This window comes from Taklimakanibacter lacteus, assembly GCA_003576695.1.
Lineage (GTDB): Bacteria > Pseudomonadota > Alphaproteobacteria > Rhizobiales > Aestuariivirgaceae > Taklimakanibacter > Taklimakanibacter lacteus.
In genome coordinates this window covers 60545-79402 of sequence record QOZQ01000012.1, presented here as the reverse complement: position 1 = coordinate 79402, position 18858 = coordinate 60545, and the positions used below count along the sequence as shown (strand labels likewise).

Genomic DNA, 18858 nt, shown 5'->3' with positions numbered 1-18858 from the left:
GGGTCCTGATGCAGGTCTTCCGGAAAGGAGTCTGGCTCCGCCCGCTTTATTCCCAGAAAGACAGCCTGATTTTCCGCGAGCTTCGTTTCATTCAAGAGACCAAGCTCCAGAAGCACCGTATCGATGGGCTGCCTGGTGGCGCCGATGGCCCCCCGCACGCGGCCGATCGCGGCCGTATCGAGAATGCGACGATCGCCCAGGAAGGCCAGAAAGCGATCGGCTATGCCCGGTTCTTGCCCCTGTTGCACCGAATCAGCGCCCTTCCGCCATGAGGTTCTACATTGACACGCGGCAAACCGGCTGTGAACGGCCGGGAGGAAATGGCTGTGGATGGCGCGACCTGAAAATTGCTTTGCAGCCGGAATGACCGGAATGCGATCGACGCGCAGGCAGACAGGAATTTCAGGATGCGATGTCCATTCCCTTTTGGTCGGACCAGAGGCCTGCGAGACCGGCCCTGCGAGCCGCCAATGTCATCTCTGCAACAATTTCATGAAGATCGCCTGCGTGGATTTCAGATCGGAGATTCATGGCGTTGCCGGATTGCAATGCTGCGCAACCGGAAGATTGTTTCGCTCCGGCCACAGCAACGAAAATGAAAGCGTGGAAAAGTCCATGCACCGACTGGATGCGGCGCGCAAGATATGCGATGCCTGACGCCTCAGGCTTTCAGGGAGATGCGGGGGCATGCGCCGGACCTTCATTCGTTTCGCCTCGATCGATCCGATCCTCTTCGCAACTCTCTTTGCCGCGTTCCTCGTTCTCCACACCGGCATATCGCGGGCTGTGGATACCAACATGCCCTATTGGAATGCGATCAATAGCCCCCGCGACATCAACGGCGATGGGCCCCTGCTGGGCCTGATCACCGCCAAGAACAGCCTGGAGGATGCCAGGGGATACATTGCCGATTCGTGCCGTCTTTCCAGTCCTAGCCGCGGCATTTGCATCTGGACCAGTTCGGGCGGGATCAACTGGGACGGGCGGTCGAGCCTGGTCTGCAAGCCCTATTCCAAATATATCGAGGTCAGCGGCTACTGCATTCCCAGTGGCGGCGTCAATCAGCCGCCCGGCCGCTGCAACCCGAAAGAGGGCAATCCCGTCATCATCGGCACGGGCACAAAGTCCGAGACGGCGGCCGACTATGCGAGCGAAGGCGCGCGGCCTCTCGATTTCGTCCGCGAGTATTTCGGCAACCGGACAGTGACGTACCCGATCGGCGCGTCGAGCGCCAGGCGCATCGACACTTCGCGCCTGGGCCTGGCGTGGCGAAGCAAATATGACAGCGCCCTCGCCTTCACGAGCGCAACGCCGGCGGCCCCGGCCGACAAGGACCGCGCGCATCTGCTGATGCCCAGCGGCCACGAAATCGCCTTCATCTACAGCGCCTCGCTTGCCAAGTGGCGGCCGGGCTATTTCAACTGGGTGGCTTTCTCGGGCGTCGACTGGAGGGCGCCACGCACCGACATCGACATCGCTTTCGATATCGTCGGCAGCGAGGCGCTCGTCACCTATGCCAATGGCGATGTCTGGGCCTATGAGCTGAACGGCCTGCTCAAGGAGATCCGCTACAAGTCGGGCTATTCGCAGACACTGGCCTATACCGGGATCAACAATACCTCCATCACCGACAATCTCGGCCGCAGCCTGCAATTCGCCTATGACAGCCTCGGCCTGATGACGAGCATGACCGCGCCCGATGGCAAGGTCTACAAATACACATATCTGAATCCGGTCGACACCCCGCATGAAGACCTCAACTACATGCTCAAGGAGGTCATCCTCCCAGACAGCACACCGCTGGTCGATACCGACAATCCCCGGGTCACCTATCACTATGAGAATCCGAACTTCCTGCATGCCCTGACCGGCATTACGGACGAGCGCGGGGTCCGGTATGCGACCTGGACCTATGACAACAGGGGCCGTGTCCTGACCAGCAGCCATGCCGGCGGCGCCGATACCTATGGTTTCGCCTATGACGATGTGAACAACACCCGCACCGTCACCAATCCGCTGGGCAAGCAGACCATCTATCATTTCCAGATGGTGCAAGGCCGTCAGCGCATCACGCAGGTCGAGGGCGTCTCGTCGGCCAATTGCGCGGCCTCCGATACGTCCTATGCCTATGACACGGCGGGCTTTGTCAACCAGACGACCGACGGCGAAGGCCGCATCACCAAATATACCAATAACAGCCGCGGCCTGCCGCTGACCATTGTCGAAGGCTTCGGAACGCCCGAGGCGCGCACCACTACGCTCACCTGGCATGCGAGCCTCAACAAGCCGACCCAGATCGTCGAGCCCCGCCTGACCACCGATCTCGTCTATGACACGGCCGGCAATCTCTCGAGCCTGACCCAGACCGACACGACGCCCCATACTCTGCCCTACGCGACCAGCGGGCAGACCAGGGCCTGGACTTACACCTACTCACCGCAAGGGCTGTTGCTGGCCGCCGACGGTCCGCTCGCCGGCACGGGCGACACGGTGACCTATGCCTACGACGCCAATGGCTTCGTCGACACCATCACCAACGAGATGGGCCATGTCACGCAGGTGATGGCCAAGAACGCCAATGGCCAGCCGCTCACAGTGCGCGATGCCAATGGTGTCGATACCGTCATGACCTATGACGACCGCAACCGTCTGGCGACCGTCACCGTCAATCCGGGGCCGGCGCAGGCGGTAACCAGCTTCACCTATGACGCCAACAGCAATATCACCCGCATCACCCGGCCCAATGGCGCCTATCTCGATTACACCTATAGCGACGCCAGGCGCGTGACCGTCATTGCCGACAATACGGGATCGAAGATCGAGCTCGGCTATGACGCGATGGGCAATGTGACCTCGCGCGGCATCAAGGACCCGGCCAACACCGTCACCTTCGCGCAGACGCAGGTCTTCGACGAGCTTGGCCGGCTCATGCAGAGCATCGGCGCCTCGAGCCAGACGACCCTCTTCACCTATGACAAGACCGACGATCTCAAAACCGTCACCGATCCGCGCAGCAATGTCTATTCCTACGCTTATGATGCCCTGTCACGGCTGATCCAGGAGACGACCGAGGACACCTCGACCATCTCCTATGGGCTCGACGGGAGGGACGGGCTTTCGACCTATACCGACCCCCGCAGCCTGGTCACCTCCTATGTCCGCAACGGCTTCGGCGAGGCGATCCAGGAAGCGAGCCCCGATGCCGGCACTACCGTCTATGTGCGCGATGCGCGCGGCCTCATCACCCAGATGACGGACGGGCGCGGCATCGTCACCAATTTTGTCTATGACAATCTGGGGCGCGAGACCTCGCGCAGCTTCCCTTCCGCCGCCGGCGAGACGATCACCTGGACCTGGGATTCCGTGGCATCCGGCAATAAGGGTGTGGGCCATCTCACCTCGCTCAGCGACCAGTCAGGCTCGATGGCTTTCATCCATGATGCGCGCGGCAATGTGGTCAGCGACACGCACGTCATTGGCGCCAATTCCTACCCGGTCTCCTATGAATATGACGCCGCCGACAGTATCTCGCAGATCACCTATCCCTCCGGCCGCCAGGTGACCATCACGCGCAATGCGCTGGGCCAGGTTTCCACCATCACGACGAAGAAGGATGCGGTTTCACCGGTCGAGACGGTCGTCAGCGGAGTCGGCTACAGCCCGATGTCGGAATTCGTGACCGGCTTCGCCTATGGCAATGGCCTGACCTACGAGGCGCAGCTCACGCTCGATCACTGGCTGGACGCGCTGCGCCTCAAGGACGGCGCCAGCACCGTCATGGCTCATTCCTATGGCTATACCGATGACCTCAACCTCACCGATATCGCAGATGACGTGACGCCAGCGGAGAGCCAGAGCTTCTGGTATTCGGCCACCCGGCGCCTGCAGAACGCCTCAAGCTCCTATGGCGACTATACCTATTATCATGATGGCGTCGGCAACCGCACCTATGAGATCCTGGACCAGGGCGGCACCACGACGACCCGCAATGAGGGCTATCCCGCCAGCTCGAACCGCATCGCCGGCGTTCTCACCGATGGCGTGCTCACCCGCAGCTTCACCCATGACAATGCCGGCAACATCATCACCGACACGCAAGGGTCGGACGTCACGGCCTATGGCTATAATGCCCGGAACCGCCTGGCGACGGTGACGAAGAACGGCAGCCTGTGGGCGACCTATCAGTACAATGCCCTGGAGCAGCTCGTCTCGCGCACCGTGACGGCGCCTGTCGGCCCGACCGGCACGGTTCAGTACATCTATGACCGGCAGGGCCAGCTCATCGCCGAGGCCGATGCTGCGACCGGCGCCACCTTGCGCGAATATATCTGGCTCGACGACATGCCGGTGGCGGTGGTGAGCGATGTGGCGACAAGCCCGGTGACATACTTCGTGCATGTCGATCACCTGAAGCGGCCGGCCGCCATGAGCGACGCGACCAAGGCCATGGTCTGGCAGGCGAAGTGGCTGCCCTTCGGCGCGCCGCAGAGCATCACCGGCACGGCGTCACTCGATGCCCGGTTCCCCGGCCAGTGGTTCCAGATCGAAAGCGGGCTGCATTACAACTGGCACCGCCATTATGATCCGAGCATTGGGCGCTACACGCAGCCTGATCCGCTGCGGTTTGTCGATGGAATGAACATGTACGGGTATGTTGGAGGCAGTCCGCTAATGTATATCGACCGAGACGGCAGGTATGCTTGGATGATCCCCTATCTCGCTGGAGCTGCCATTGGCATTGGCCTAGAGTATCTTCTAAATGAATGCGCAACATGGCAAGACTATCTGCGCGCTGGCGCTGTAGGTGCAGCAGGAGGAGCGCTTGGGAGATTTTGGTATATGCCATTCAGAAGACTGGGATGGGCATTTGAGAAATCGCACTCGTTACCGGCGAGATATTTTCGTCCATCATCCGCTTCATTCAAGCCGTGGCTTCCAAGATGGCTTAGTAATCATCCCCTGAATATCAATATGTCCACACCTTGGCGACATTTTAAGCATGACCCCTTTCGGTTTCCCACGGGCTACGCCAGCTGGGGTCGAAAACTTCCAAATGGTCTGCAGCAATTAGATCGGAGTCCGGATTGGCTGAAGGGAGCGGTAGTAGGTGGCGCGGCCGGATCCTACTTCGATGATGGACAATGAATTTACTTAAAGCCATCTTCTACCCAATTCGCCTCTTCGTTGACGCGTGGGGATATTTGGTCAGCGACGGAACATGGTGGCTACGGCCCTACGAATTAAGGTTGATAGAAGTAAGCGCCGCAAAGCTAAGCCCGGGCGACCAGGCGATATTGAGAAAGCAACTTTCCTCTCTCTTTTACGTCCAACGTCTTCATGATGATCGAATGACACATATTGACTTTCATTGGCGTGAGAATGTTGAAAGAATGTCCGTCCCCAACGATTATCGCTTGGCTAAAATGAAACTCAAACATGGTCACCGCTCGGTTACTGTCTCCATCGAGGCAGTAGACGGATTGATCTACACTTTGAAATACTACAGTTCACCTAAATCTGTTGTAACCGAAAACTTCGACATTGTTGAAACAGAGTACGGTGGGAAAAGAGACGAGAGTATTGTTCGCTCCATTGAGCGTGAGGAACATGGTGATGAGTTCAGTTGAGCCTTGCGTCCCGGTCAGGTAACAAGAGATCGCGATCACTCTGTAGTTGACCGTGAACAATCCTAATCTCACGCTTCGATCGGTCTGAACTGGGAGAAGAGAGCCGCCATGAGTAGGCGCAAAAGGAGCCTCAGCCAGTTGAGCAGGAGGCTGAAGTTGTAGCCGGCAGCAGCGAGAATGGCGTTGATGGCGTCGCCGTGCTGGTGAGCGAGATAATTGCGCTCCATGCGATGTTCGTTCTTGATGTGGCCGATGACCGGCTCGACGGCGGCTCTGCGTCTCATCTCGCGCTTGATCGAGGGCGTCATCCGTCGCTTCTGGCCTGAAGTGAAGACCTTGAACTTGTGGCTCAAGGGAGCGTTGTGGCCTCTGTATCCGGCATCGGCGAGGATGCGCTCGATCTCGGTCCCGATGCCGGCTTCCATATCGGGAATGACCTGTGCCAGCGTGTGTCCGTCATAGGGATTGCCGGGCAGTGCCTTGGCGTGCAGCGCGAATTGGCCGCCCTTCGAGCGCTTGAGCGTGGTCGCCACCGAGACTTTGACGCCGAACTCGTAAGGCCGGTGCGGTTTGCCCTTGCCGACCTGTCCACCGAAGCTCGAAGAGCGAAGGTGGATGCACTCCACCTCGGGCGCATGCAGGCTGTAGACCTTCCGCCCCCGTTGGTGGCGGTTCTGCTCAAGCACCCGGCCGGCCAGATGCAGCAGCCTGGCGAAGACCGGCTTCAACCCGCTCTCGCCGGCGATCCGGCGGGTGATGTCGCGAATGGTGCGGCCGAGATAGGTCTTGAGCTTGCGCAGCGCCTTGTTGGCGCGCTTGAACTGTTTGGCGTGGGCATAACGCTGGTGCTTGATCAAGGCGAACTTGCCGACCCGCACATACGACTGGCGCAGAGCGAGGCCATGCTTGCGGGCCAGCTTCACCAGCTTCTCGCGCGCCCGGTTGATCAGCTTGGCGTCGGTCGGAAACATCACATTCTTGGGCTGGACCGTCGTATCGACGATCACCCGGCGCGTGTCGGACGGCTTCATCGCACCCGTCTTCACCGCCACAGCGAGGCTCTCCTGCAGCAGGGCGATGATCTTCTCTTCGCCCATGCGCTGGCGCCAGCGCGTCATCGACGAGCGATCGAAGGGCAGCTGGTGGCAGAAGAACTCCTCTCCGCACAGATACTGGAAATACGGGTTCTCGACCCAGCGCGCGCACAGCTCCTCGTCAGAGAGATCGAATGTGTGCTTGAGGATCGCCAAGCCCGCCATCAGCCTTGTCGGCAAGGGCGGCATGCCGGGGCCGTCGGCATAGACCTCGCCGCACTTCTCTTCGATGAACCGCCAATCGATCACTCGCGCCAGCTTCACCAGCTCGTGGCTCATGTTGATGATCTGGTCGAGGCGGGCGCGGAACAGATCCCGCTCCCCCGACTCGCGGCGCTCGCGTGGCTTCATGGCGATCCCTCGGGTCTATCTCTGCGCGCACAGAATCACGCTTCGCTGAGTCGCGGAATCCCTAATCGAATCTGCAAGAAAGCCGGCCTTGCACACCCGCTTTCCGGCAAAATCTAAACCTCACAACCGTCAGATCATTCAATCTCAACAAGGCTTTGGGAATAGTTCACGGTCGACTCTGTACGTGTCCGGCAGACTATGAGGCTTTCGCCTAATCCCACGTGGCAGCAGCTCGCCGATTTGACAAACGGGCTAGATCAAAACGACCAGATCATCAATATGGAACACAGGCTGGCGAAAGCGAAAAGGCTGTATTGTAGCGCCGATGGCCCCCGCACGCAGCCGATCGCGGCCGTATCGAGAATGCGACGATCGCCCAGGAAGGCCAGAAAGCGATCGGCTATGCCCGGTTCTTGCCCCTGTTGCACCGAATCAACCCCTGATGACGCGGAAGTTTGACACGCGGCGACGCGGCTGTGAACGGACGCACGGAAATGCTTGTGGATAGTCCGTTCCCCAAAGACAATGAGCCACTGAGTCGGGGGAAGCATGCTGCAGTCGTGGCGCGCCGGGCTTGCGGATTTCTGGATTTGGTGGACGCGGGAGCTTAAAGGCCTCTTCGCACGCAGGTCTGTTGCGCAAGTGCCGGGTTTCAAGGCCTATCGCGAGATCCTCCTGAGCGGTGACCAGGTCGAGGTCACCGACATCGATCGGCACAAGGAGGGCGAACGCCGCACCTTGCTTGGAGCTTTCCTGCCACAGCCGGGGGACGCCGCGCCGGTCGCCTTGTCTTCAGCCGCAAACCGCCCGTTCATTTTCGCCGTGCCGGTGGAGAAATGCTTCCTGCACCGTGTGGAAGTTCCCAAGGCTGGCCTCTCGCGCATCGATCAGCTGCTCGGCCTCGAGCTCAGCCGCGTGACGCCTTTTGCCGCGGCCGACATCCTGACCGGCTGGTTCGAGACCAAAGAAACAGCCAGCGAGACCCATACGACCGTGGTGCAGGTGGTGGTCAAGCGCTCGTCTGTCAATCCGCTTCTGGAGGCTTTCACCCGCTGGAAGATTCCGGTCTCAGGCATCTATGCCAAATCGGCGGAAGGCCATTATCTCCCCACATCCCTTGCCAATCCCACCATCCTGATCGGCGACCCCGGCATCAATCGCTGGCGAAAATTTGCCGCGGGTGCCTCGATCCTCGCTTTGCTCGCAGTCATGGCGGCTACCGCCAGCCTGTTCAACCAGCAGGCGGGCGAGCTCAAAGATCTCGCCCAACGCATTGAGGCCGCGCAAGAAAAGGCCGTCGAGGTCCGCAAGCACCTGGGCGTGATGGAATCCTCCTCGCAGCGCATCCTCGATCTCAAGACGGCCAAGTTCGATGGACCCTCACCGCTGGCGATCTGGGAGGAGCTGACCCGCATCATCCCCGACACGGCCTGGGTCTCAGGCCTCTCGATCGAGAAACGGCAAGTGACGATCGAGGGCAATGCGCGCAGCCCTGAGGAGCTGATCCCCCTGCTCGACGGCTCGCCTCTGTTCGAGGCTGTTTCCTTCACGGCTCCCGTGACCAAGCTGCCGGGCAACGACCTCACGCGCTTCATCATTCGCCTGACGCTGAGCAGCGCCCAGCAATTGAGCAGCGCGGCACCATGACGAGCCTCTCTCCTCTGGCGCGCAAATTGCTGGCAGTCGCCCTGCTTCTGGCGGTCATTGCGCTGCCGCTCTTGCTTCTCTATGCCTTGGTCGTGAACTACCAGGGCAATCGCGCCGAAATTGCCGATAAGCGCGACCAGCTGGCGAAGTTCGAAGCCATTGCGCGCTATGGCGCCCGCCTCGACACCAAGGCGCCCGATCCGGCAGCCGCGGCCTTTGCCGGCTGGTTCCTGCCCGATGCCGACCCTGCGATTGCCGCCGCCAATTTGCAGGCGAAGCTCAAGGCCATGGCGCAGGGCCATGTGGTCGATGTCATACAGGCGAGCAATGTGAAGCCGCGCACGATGGCCGGCCTGACTCTCGTGGGCGTCCACCTCGAAATGATGGGCCGGGCCGAGGGCATTCACGCCACGCTGGCCGACATCGAGGCCACCCAGCCGCTGCTCATCATCGAGAAGGCGAATCTGCGGGCCGATCCGGCGGGCGGCGACCCACGTTATGACCCGATAAGGCTGAGTTTCGGCCTCGAGGTCTGGGCCGCCTTGCCGGCACCGGCAGACGAAAGGGGCAAGAGCCCATGACGACGGCAAAGCGCCAGCTCCAGATCGGCACACTTGCCGCCCTCGCACTGGCCGGTCTTTCCTTGTGGGTCGGATTCGGGCAGATGCCGGGGACGATCGCCGATCAGACGGTCATGGCCAGCGCCGACTGGAGGCCCGATCTCAAGACGCTGGACCTGTCGGCCAAGCCTCCGGCCTCCGGCCAAACCTTCCCCGAAACCCTGGCGCGCCCCCTCTTCTCGCCCACCCGCAAGCCGCCCGGTCCCCGGCCACCCGAGCCGGTTGCGAATCAGCCACCGGATGTCCAGCCGATAGCCGAGCCGCCGCCGGTGCAGCTTACCTCACCCGAAACGCTGATCCTCAAGGGCATATTCATCGACGATAAACGCCGTCTGGCCCTGATCCAGACGCCCACGGCGCCGCAAGGCACATGGCTTGCCGCCGGATCCTCAGTCGAGGGCTGGACGATCAGGCAGATCGACAAGCAGGGCATTGCCCTTGAAGCCAATGGGCAGCGCGCGTCCCTGACTCTTTATGTGGACAAATCAGCCAATTAGCTGGTGTTGCGCTATTCAACCATTAGTATGATTCAGATTGAACTTCCACTAGATATGGATTTGGGGCGGCGGCGGTGCGCGAGAATTGGGGGGCTATCTGGCTGCTGGCGGTCGCCGCACTCCTCCTCGCCGGCTGTACCGGAAGTATCTCAGGGCCGGACCTGCTCGCGGAGAAACTGCGACCCGAAAAATCGACCTTTGGCGCGCGCCCGAAAAAGCAGGATGGGCTGATCGACACGGTATCGGGAAAGCGGGGCCAGAAATTTGTCGGCGCCTACCAGCCGGGAAACGATCTGTTCGTCGGCTCGACAGGCCCCGCTTACAGCCTGCCCGATGAAGGCGATGCCGACATCACCCTCAATCTCGTCGACGTGCCGATCGTCAATGCGGCGAGGACCGTCCTCGGCGAGGTCATGGAGCTCAATTACAGCGTCGACGGCCGCGTTGCCGGCAATGTGACGCTGCAGACCTCGAAGCCGATTTCACGGCGTGCCCTGATGATCGCTTTCGAGAATGTCCTGCGCGAGAATTCGGCCGCGTTGGTCGAGCAGAACGGCGTCTACCGGGTCGTGCCGCTGGCGGGAGCGGCGCGCTCCATCAGCGCGATCGAGACGGACATCCCCGAGCCGACCCGGCCCGGCGTGCGCACCCATGTCATCCCCTTGCGCTATGTGTCCGCCGAGGAGATCAAGGGCGTGCTCGCATCCCTCCTGCCGGAAGGCGTGGTGCTGCGCGCCGACACGGCCCGCAACATGATGGTCCTGGCCGGCACGGATGACGAGATCGCCACCATCAAGGACACGATCGCGCTCTTCGATGTCGACTGGATGAAGGGCATGTCCTTCGCGCTCATCCCGGTGAAGACGTCGGATCCCGGCGCCATCGTCACCGAGCTCGATACGATCTTCGACACCAGGAAAGGGCCGTCGCGCGGCATCGTGCGCTTCATTCCCAACAAGCGGCTGAGCTCGGTCCTCGTCATCTCGTCGCGCGCCAAATATCTGCGCGAGGCGGCCAAATGGGTGAAGAAGCTCGACATGCTGGCCGAGACGAATGAATCGCGCCTCCATGTCTACAACGTCCAGAACCGCACCGCTTCCGAACTCGCCAAGGTGCTGCGCTCGGTCTATCGCACCGAGGACGGCAAGCGGGTGGCGATCGAAAGCAATGTGGCACCCAAGCACGAGACGGCGGTCGTCGGCACCGAGGGCGCGAGTATCGAGGAAGGCATCGGCCCGGAGGAGCCGGCGGCCGAGACCAGTGTCACCATAACGGAATCGCAAGAGAGCGGCGCCAAGCCATCGGTGCGCGTGGTCGCCGATGACGCCAACAACTCCCTCCTCATCGTCTCCAACGACGCCGAATATGACCGCATTTTGCGTGTCCTCGAGCGCATCGATGCAGTGCCGAACCAGGTTCTGCTCGAAGCGGTGATCGCCGAAGTCTCCCTCAGGGACGATCTGCGCTTCGGGGTGCGCTGGTTCATTGGCGAGGACAATGACCACGGCACCTTCTCCGACGCCGAGAGCGGTGCAATCGCCTCGGTCTTCCCCGGCTTCTCCTATTTCCTCAAGGCCGCCGATATCAAGCTCGCCCTCAATGCCCTATCGAGCGTCACCAATGTCCGCGTCCTCTCGGCGCCCAGCCTCATGGTCCTCGACAACCGCACCGCCAAACTTCAGGTCGGCGACCAGGTGCCGATCGTGACGCAATCCTCGCAATCGACCGACGCGCCGGGGGCGCCGGTCATCAATTCGATCGAGCTCAAGGATACGGGCGTCATCCTGTCGGTGACGCCGCGGGTCAATGACAGCGGCCGGGTGATCCTCGAGATCGAGCAGGAAGTGTCGAGTGTCATCAAGACGACGACATCGGGCATCAATTCGCCGACCATTCAGCAGCGGAAAGTGAAGACCGCGGTGGCGATCAGCGACGGCGAGGCGCTGGCGCTGGGCGGCCTCATCCAGGAGCGCACCGAGGACGGCAAGTCCAAGGTGCCGGTGCTGGGCGACATCCCGCTGCTCGGCAACGCCTTCCGCAGCAAGACCAACGACATGGGTCGCACCGAGCTCCTGATCTTCATCCGCCCGCGCGTCATCCGCGACCTGACCGAAGCACGAAGGATCACGCAGGAATTCCGCGAGCAATTGTCGATCGAGGCGCCCCGCGTCCGCCGCGGCGGCGATCCGACGCCGGGCGAGGAGTTGATACGGATATTGCAGTGAGTATTACAGGCGATACGCACTCACTCTGCGCGCTGCTCTGTCTGCACACTTGGTCTCGCCGTCGACCAACGGGTCTCAATTTCTTTCTGTTCAATCATAGCTCTAAGTTATCACAAAAAAGCTTCATGCATTCAAATGTGACTATATCGTTGTTACTAAACCAAACGACAAACTTTCTGAAACCCTCCTTCCGAGCTTCAGTTTCAAAAATCACGCCTGAAGCTTGCGGAATCTTAGCGCCATTTTGAGTTTCACTTTCTATAAAGATGTCCATAAAGTATTCAATTCGCAGGCGACCAATACGATCCATTCCACTACTGAAGTACTGAAACTCAATAACAATATCCCTGCCCTGGAAAAGATAGCTAACATCTCCGTATCCTGCTGAGTCCACAGGCAACCGATGAGCTATGCGCATAAGCAATTTCCTTCAGTAATTATCTCTGGGTTTTCCCTTGGGTCCAAAATCTCCTCCGCCACCCCCACCTGATTGGGATGAAGGTTGTGACACGCCCTGTCCAGCTTTTAGTTGGTTTCGCTCAAGCTGATCTTTCAGTCGCTGAATGGCGGCTGGATCATCGGTCACGTCCTTCCAGTTCCATTTGCTTCGAGGTATTCCGGCTCTCTCCAATGCGGTGGTGGTTCTTGTATCCAATATATAATCTATGCCGTTAAGCCGCGCTCGCTGAACCTGAATTTTTGCCGGATCAATTTTTCCAGATTTTATGCCCTGTGCAAGATCATCGATCATAGTAATCGGTTGGCCAGTTATCCGGCTCAATTCCCTTCGACCTACCGCAGAGAACATTTCTCGATAGTCTTTTTGAGCGTAAAGAGCTTTGCTAGGATCAAAGTTGTTGCGCTTTGTGACCGCCCGCGTCCAAGCACCAAATCGACCAAGTGCTCTCAGGTCCATACCCAAACCTTTGACGAATGTCCCTCCTAATCTGGTTTGTGGAGGCGATGCTTGTTCAATCGCTATACCAAGACCAATAAGACCATCCCCATACGGAGCAACTGCGCCTGCTAGTGAACCAGCTGTGTTTGCGATTGCATTCCCATATGACGAAAAGCCATTTAAGACTGGATCTGCATATGCATTGATGTGTGCTTCAGGAATCGGACCTGGAATCGCCTGATAGTGACCATTCGGGTCGCTTCCATTAATCGGATCATTCAGTGAATAGGCGTATCGGTTAACGTCGACGCCTGCGAGAATTGGGTCCCAAGTATCAGGCGATAGGAACCGCCCAATGCCCGGATCATAATATCGGGCATGGAGATACTGCAGGCCCGTCTCGGTGTCGTAGCGCTCGTTGATATATGCCTTTGACTGGAGCGGCGGCGTTAGTGGCTTCCCGTATGAAGTGAACGCCGTGCGGCCATTCGCCGGGATAGCGCCTGTTCCGTCGGTGGTAAGGCGGTTGGAGCTTAGATGATCCTTATGTAGCCATGTGAGCAGCGTACCGGTGCGCTTTACATCGGCGTGGAGATATTGCCCCCACTCGCCCGACGGGTTGATCGCATTGATGACGAGCTCCGTGTCGCCGCCCAGATACCAGGTTACGTCCGTGCCCGCCATCTTTTTGATGCGCTCGCCATCTGCGCCATAGTCGAATGTGGTGGTCGAACCACCTGCGATGGTGACGGAAAGCGGCCGGTTCTCGCCATCGTAGGTGAAGCTCTTGGTCTGGCCGTCAATCGCGTAGGAGACCGTGTTGCCGTTTGCGTCGTAGGAGACAGCTTGTCCGGCAATGGTTAGCGGCGCATGTGGGCGGACTGCTGCCGGCCCCTGGGTCGGATAGACATAGGTGCCGACCTTAGAATTGGTCAGCATGTTGCCGGCGAGATCATATGTCCAGGTCTGGTCCTGCGCATTGTCGCCCTGATTGTCGGCCGCGATCAGGTCGCCCAGGTCGCTGTAGGAATAAGTCCAGTTCTCGACATTGCTGGCGACCGCGCTGTTGGTGACACCATCGATCCGTCCGGCGCCATTGCGCGTATAAGCAAGGCCCATCAGCGGGGTTGCGCCGTTATTGACCGTGATGCCGTTCAAGAAAGCGCGCTGGACATTATAGGCATAGCTCGTGGTGACGCCGTTGCCATAAGCGGCGGAGGTCACCTGACCCTGACCGTTATAGGCGAGCGCAGAGACGAGAGGCGTCGTGCCGTTCTTCACACTGTAGAGACGGCCCATCTCATCATAATCATAGCTTGCCATGTAGGTGCCGGAGCCCGATCCGGCGCCCGACGGGAAGATGCGGCTTCTGAGCTCGCCCCCCTTCCAATAGGTGCTCTCGAGGATCTTGGGCGTGGAACTGCCATTGACGCCGGTAAAGGACTGCTTCACCGGGTGGCCCGCAGCATCATAATCCGTTTCGATATCCGAAAGGGTCACGTCGGGCGTTCCGGTCCGCTGCTTTACCGCCCTGGTGAGCTGCCCCACATTAAAGAAGCCCGAGCGGGCCTGGTCGTAACTGTTGGTGATTGTTTCGGTGGCAAGCACGGCTCCCGACACCACCTTGGTGAGGAGACGATCCATATTGTCATAGGTCAGCATCGCGACCTGGCCCTTGGCATCGGTCTGAGTCAGAAGCCGGCCTGCCGTGTCATAGACATAGGACCAGTCGCCGAGATCGGGATCATGGACCGCAATGCGGCGTCCCATTCCATCATAGGAATAGGCCCACTTGTTGTTGTTCGGATCGTAGATTTCGATGATACGCCCCAGAGCATCGCGCTTATATTGCGTGACGGCCTCAGGGTCTCCCGAATTCGTCCGCATCTTCACCCGTTTGACGAGGCCGCCATAGGCATCGAAATGATAGCGGGTCTTATAGCCGACCTCGTCCGTCTGGGTGATGACGGAAAGCTCCGCAGTGCCGGCCGCACCAAGCTCGTTCGCCAGATTGATCTCCCACCCATCGGGATGGGCAATGCGCTTCAGCCGGTCGAGCGGATCATAGAAATAGCTCATCCATTGCGCCGTTTCCGCCGAAGAAAAGCGCATTTGGGTGTGATATCTCACATTCCCGCGCTTGTTGTAGGAATAGGTCTTGGTCTGAAAGTCCTTGGGCTGGCCGGCAGCCACAATCACCCCCTCATTCCAATCGCTCCATTTGCGCCCAAAACCGTCTATATAGGCCTCGCTCCAGATGATGTCCGTCGAGGCATTGATTGTTGATCCGGCGCTGGCCCAATTGTCATTGTCTGTCGAAGCATGGGGAGCCGGCCGCCTGGTCCGGATGATCTGACCGATGGCATCGGCCCTAACGCCACCCGGAGCGGACGCATCCGCAGTGCCGATCTCATAGGTCGTCGTCGTGTAGTTCCCGCCCGGCTTCACTTCCCGTGTCATCCGGCAAAACTGGTCATAGACGGAAGTCGCGATCTGGCCGTTGATATCTGTCACCTGGGTGGGCATGCCGCAAGCCATGTCCCATTGGGTAGCTGTCTTGAAGCGGCTGTCGCCAGCTGGGCCAAAATACTTGGGCAGTCGACTCTCGACCACGAACAGTTGGTTGGCGCTGTCGTAGACATTCCCCCTCTCCACACCCTCGGGTCCGCGGGACCAAGTCAGATTGCCAAAGGAGTCATGGACAAAGCTGGTCCATGCCCAACTCGATGCATTGTCGATCCATTGCCCCACGGACTCTCTTTGACAAGACAACGCAGGCACGTCCCAACTACCATTCATTCCTTCATAGAAATTCACCGTAAGCGTCAGCGCCGGTCCAGAACTCTGCGTCAGCGATGTGTAGTCTCGGGTCACATGTGGACAGGAAACCACGTAGTCGGTCGTATTCGGAACATAGCTTGTGGACGAAGAGCGCTCATCACCAGAAACGGCCAGATCACCATGCTGATACTCATTGGTGACCAGGCCATGGGCATTGAAAGTCCGCTCCGACTTCACCGTCTTGGTCTGGCCAGCGACGACATCGTCCGTCGCGGTCGAGCTATTGAGGCAGATGAATGGGGCTTCAGTATCGGTCGTGTAAGCGTCGCTCACCTTGCGCATCAGCACATCGGCGCCATCAAGCCGTTCGACCGTCGCGGTTCGGCCGAGGCATTGCACACTCTGCTGATAGGTCGAGACCGCTCTGGGGCCTATCGTCTCGCCTTCGATCGCCGGCAACTGAGCCGTCACTTTGCGGAAGCCCATGAACTGGCGCTCGGTCGAATTCCAGGCGCCGCTCTCATAGGAATAGTTGGTCGTCGATTCCCAGTTCGGGTTTTCTGGCGGGCCCCGCCCATCGTCCAGGGTGATTGATTTCACCACGAACATGGTGAACGGAAGCTTAGTGTCCGGTAAAGCATTGGAGGACTGGTAGGCGATCGCGACCCTGCCCCCCAAAGGCTCGGTGACAGACGTCAGAAGGTCAGGCGGCACATCGCCGGTCGAAAGCATCAATCCGACGTCATCGATCTTAAAATCCGTGCGGCCGTCGCCATCGAAATCACCGCTGCTGATCACCCTGTCGAGCGTGTTGGGGAGCTGGAGATAACCAGTACCTGTGCCCTGCAAGACGCGATAGGACCGCGAGACAACAGTCTCTGTCTCCTCAATACCGATAGTCTCTTTCTGAACGGCATAGGGGAGCAAGAGGTCGGGGCGCCCGTCGCCGTCGATGTCAGCCTGACTTGCAGCACCAGCGTCCACCTTGGCGTAACCAGCGAACAGCTGCTCCGAAAGGCCGCTCAAATTCCGGCCATCGGAGAGGAAGACCTTGACGCCATAGGTCCCGTTGCTGTGATTGGTGACACGGATAACATCCACCCGGCCGTCACCATTCACATCGCCACGAAGAGAGTTCCAGTTAGTCCCGTTGCTGAGAAGGAACGGATTGGCCTGTGACACGAATGTCGTCCCTGTCGACAGATAGACCGTGGCATTCCAATTGTTGTTGCTCTCCGTGCGCATCAACAGGTCGGTCTTTCCATCCCCGTTGAAGTCGCCTTGCCCCCAGTAGCCTTGCGACGGTACATTCCAGGTCGTCTTCTTGGTGAATGCCGTCCCTGTCGACAGCCAGACATTTCTATTATTGGTAACGAAATCTCTTCTATTGTCGCCATTATAGTCGCCAAAGGCGCGTATGCCGCCGTCGAAGGAAAAAACCTCATCGCTGCCCGTAAGGGCGAAGGACGGGACACCACTCCAACCCGTCCCGTTCCACCTGCGCACCGACAGGGCCAGATCGCCGCGATCCCAGTTGCAGGTTTGTGTTTCCGCCCCACCGGTGCATTTCCAGTTCATCGTCTGGCTCAGGGTCATCACATCATCAGCGCCGTCGCCGGTGAAATCGCCAATGTAGTTTGCCCTGAAGACTTTGTTCATCGGCGTCTGGCCCGTCGGCGGGGTTGGCACACTCGATGTCGTCGCGCAGGCTGCAGAGGTGGTGGAAAAGCCGCTTCCCGTCGCGATGGTCGTAGAGCCTGGAACAGGGTCATAGTGGTAAACAGGGGGATTGTGCTCGCTGCCTGCAACGCCCGTCGTATAGGAGCGATAACTCGCCGGTCGACAATAGTCGGCGAGGCCGTCACCATTGAAGTCCGCCCTCACGGCATCACGGGCGGGTCCACCACTCCAGTTCGAGAGCGTCCAGGCCTGGGCGAGATCGAGTTCGGAATATCTAAAGCTCGTCGCCGGCAGCGCTGTGCCGCCCGTCACCGTCATGGCGCCGTCGAATGTGGCGTCCTTGCCATACTGTTGGACATAGACGACCCGCGAAAGGGAGGTGGCGGGACTTGTCTCGTAAGCAATTTTGTAGGCGCGAACCAGGCTCGTTCCCATGAGGACCCGGATCGTCTTGAGACGCAGGGGACTGCTGAGCAATCCCGCGCCCGTCGCCTGGGTCAAGCTCTCCGGCCGCCCCTCATAGTGGACGGCAATGGTTGCGATCGGCGTCGCACTCCCCTGGTTTATATAGGTAATGGTCGACAGAGTGCATTCCTCCCCGCTCGGGCAGGAATAGGCATAATCGACGTGATTGCCGCGCCGGTCGGTGGCCCTCGCCAGGTGCCAGCGGAACGTTATCTCGGAAGTTCCACCCTGCACGGCTGCATATTCAAAGCGCGTGCCATCCCGGGCCGTCACCTCCCAGCTATTGGTACCGCTGTTCCGCCTGATGCGCAGATAATTCTCGACCCGGCTCGAAAAGCCGGAAAGGCCTGCCGCCACAGCAGCGGCACAGGAAGGTGAGGACGCAGGTGTCTGCAGCTCGGCGCAAGGGATCAGCTCCCCGCCGTCCAACGTGAAAGAATCGGGCGGAAGCCCGGCTCCGTCATAAGCGGGCGAACCGCGTCCACCAGTGAGCTTCGGTTGTCCTGCCGCAGGAACCGGTGATCCCGTGACACGTTCGATGACGGACAGGCCCGAAAGCGACCACCCGACGCCAAGCCAGGAACCAGCGGCCGCCCGGTTGCGGATATCACTGGCGGAATTGTAGGAAAGGCCAAGATCCGGCTCGAGCCCGCGGAACTCCGGCACCTCTATGTCGACCGAATAAGTATAGCTGCCATTATAGGCAGTTACCGGCTGCTTCGGCCCGGCATTGTCGAGCGCCCGGCTAGGGCTGATTTCCTGCGCCGCGGCTGCACCCCAAAAGCAAAATACGGCGGCCATTGCGACCACCGCCCTCACGAAAACTGCCACTATGCGCGCCAAATGCGCATTCACCAGCCCCCACTTCATCGCCGTCCCCCGATCAAGCTGTTGGAAATGTCAAACTGACCCGGATTGGTCCCGATTCGCAAGGATTCAGATAATCATCGCGTTGCCAAAATGCTCCAAAACA

At 59.6% G+C, this 18858-nt stretch carries 11 protein-coding genes; 8 read left to right on the top strand and 3 right to left on the bottom strand.

The window, feature by feature from the left end; all coding sequences use genetic code 11:
- Positions 1-8 precede the first annotated feature (8 nt).
- From DT068_RS28430 to DT068_RS22665, 4 genes are read left to right on the top strand one after another with little or no spacing between them, the layout of a single operon-like run.
- Entirely contained in the window at positions 9-272 is a 264-nt protein-coding gene (locus DT068_RS28430; RefSeq protein WP_368905072.1) for a hypothetical protein, read from the top strand.
- Positions 273-330: 58 nt separating this feature from the next.
- The gene (locus DT068_RS28145) at positions 331-657 is read left to right on the top strand and encodes a hypothetical protein (protein ID WP_162914385.1); all 327 of its coding nucleotides are present in this window, start codon (positions 331-333) and stop codon (positions 655-657) included.
- Positions 658-687: 30 nt separating this feature from the next.
- A complete protein-coding gene (locus tag DT068_RS22670) occupies positions 688-5145 on the top strand; it encodes an RHS repeat-associated core domain-containing protein (RefSeq protein WP_119392177.1) in 4458 nt (1485 codons plus the stop codon).
- The gene (locus DT068_RS22665) at positions 5142-5627 is read left to right on the top strand and encodes a hypothetical protein (RefSeq protein WP_119392176.1); all 486 of its coding nucleotides are present in this window, start codon (positions 5142-5144) and stop codon (positions 5625-5627) included. The genes DT068_RS22670 and DT068_RS22665 overlap by 4 nt, the downstream gene beginning before the upstream one ends.
- Before the next feature lie 68 nt (positions 5628-5695).
- Here the strand turns inward: DT068_RS22665 and DT068_RS22660 are convergent, their stop codons facing one another.
- Positions 5696-7072 carry an IS5 family transposase gene (locus tag DT068_RS22660; RefSeq protein WP_119392175.1) on the bottom strand — a complete coding sequence of 459 codons (1377 nt, stop codon included), beginning with the start codon at positions 7070-7072 and terminating at the stop codon, positions 5696-5698.
- Between the two features lie 549 nt (positions 7073-7621).
- Here DT068_RS22660 and DT068_RS22650 point away from each other — a divergent pair.
- From DT068_RS22650 to gspD, 4 genes are all read left to right on the top strand, one after another.
- Entirely contained in the window at positions 7622-8719 is a 1098-nt protein-coding gene (locus tag DT068_RS22650) for a PilN domain-containing protein (protein WP_119392173.1), read from the top strand.
- Complete coding sequence (gene gspM, locus DT068_RS22645) at positions 8716-9300, top strand: type II secretion system protein GspM (RefSeq protein ID WP_119392172.1); 585 nt, start codon at positions 8716-8718, stop codon at positions 9298-9300. Before DT068_RS22650 ends, gspM begins: the two co-directional genes overlap by 4 nt.
- Entirely contained in the window at positions 9297-9836 is a 540-nt protein-coding gene (locus tag DT068_RS22640) for a hypothetical protein (protein WP_119392171.1), read from the top strand. The genes gspM and DT068_RS22640 overlap by 4 nt, the downstream gene beginning before the upstream one ends.
- Positions 9837-9910: 74 nt before the next feature.
- A complete protein-coding gene (gene gspD, locus DT068_RS22635; RefSeq protein WP_119392170.1) occupies positions 9911-12061 on the top strand; it encodes a type II secretion system secretin GspD in 2151 nt (716 codons plus the stop codon).
- 94 nt (positions 12062-12155) lie between these two features.
- Here the strand turns inward: gspD and DT068_RS22630 are convergent, their stop codons facing one another.
- Together DT068_RS22630 and DT068_RS22625 are read right to left on the bottom strand one after the other, a co-directional pair.
- Complete coding sequence (locus DT068_RS22630) at positions 12156-12479, bottom strand: hypothetical protein (protein WP_119392169.1); 324 nt, start codon at positions 12477-12479, stop codon at positions 12156-12158.
- Positions 12480-12491: 12 nt separating this feature from the next.
- Positions 12492-18755, bottom strand: a complete 6264-nt coding sequence (locus tag DT068_RS22625; protein WP_119392168.1) for an RHS repeat-associated core domain-containing protein — start codon at positions 18753-18755, stop codon at positions 12492-12494.
- Between the last annotated feature and the right edge of the window lie 103 nt (positions 18756-18858).